Here is a 1043-nt window from a genome sequence, read left to right on the forward strand (position 1 = left end):
TTGGAGCAGTGTCGTTCTGACTGGTAATCCAACCTGCTTGGTCGACGCCCGGTCTATGCGCTCGTTTTGGAGCAGTGTCGTTCTGACTGGTAATCCAACCTGGGTGACTATCTCGCAGCCGCCGTCACGTTTTGGAGCAGTGTCGTTCTGACTGGTAATCCAACCCCCGCGCTTTCGCGGTCGTCCGTTCCCCCGCCTCTGGCGGTCGTGTAGCCACCGTGCGCCGGTGGCGGCGTATGAAAAAGGCCACCCGTCGGTGGCCTTTTTCGTGTGAGATTGGGTACAAGTCCGTCAGACGGGTCTATGCACCAGCTGTGGAGCAGGGACCCGTCATTATTTTTCTAGATGAAGTCTGCTTATCACTCCTGCGTGGTCGATCACGGCCACTTCGCTGATGCGACGGTTCTTCATCGCCTTCCACGTGAATGACACGGCTTGCTCGTCATCAAGTGCCTTGTTTTGGCTGAAGTCGAGAACGACGAGGGAAACACCCTTCTTTCCTCTTGCGTTTCTCATGTGCCCGTCGACGGTCGAGTAGGAACTTGCCCCATCTAGCGTCTTTATCTCGACGCCTGACGCAAGGTCGGAACGTCCAATGGTAACGGTCCCTTTCCCGTCTGGGTTCGGCTCATGCAGCTCGTCGTCCCAGACCGTGACGGAGTAGCCATGGGCCGCGAGCTTCGTGGCGGTCCTGAACTCCTTGGCATGTGCCTTGTCCTTGGACTTCTTCGCCCTGGTCGCGTCCGAGTCGTACCCGACGGGCGGTACCTTGCCCGTCCTCAGTCACTCGCGGTCGCGAAGCTTGGCCTCCGCGTTTTGGAGCAGTGTCGTTCTGACTGGTAATCCAACATAGGTCGGCCTGCTTCAACCAACGCTCTTGTTTTGGAGCAGTGTCGTTCTGACTGGTAATCCAACGGTGGGCTGGGAGGAGACGGGCACCGAGATGTTTTGGAGCAGTGTCGTTCTGACTGGTAATCCAACAGAGCACGCCACACGAAAACGAGCGCATGTGTTTTGGAGCAGTGTCGTTCTGACTGGTAATC

Origin of the sequence: Olsenella sp. DNF00959 (assembly GCF_001553055.1) — a bacterium.
Classification (GTDB): domain Bacteria; phylum Actinomycetota; class Coriobacteriia; order Coriobacteriales; family Atopobiaceae; genus Olsenella_I; species Olsenella_I phocaeensis.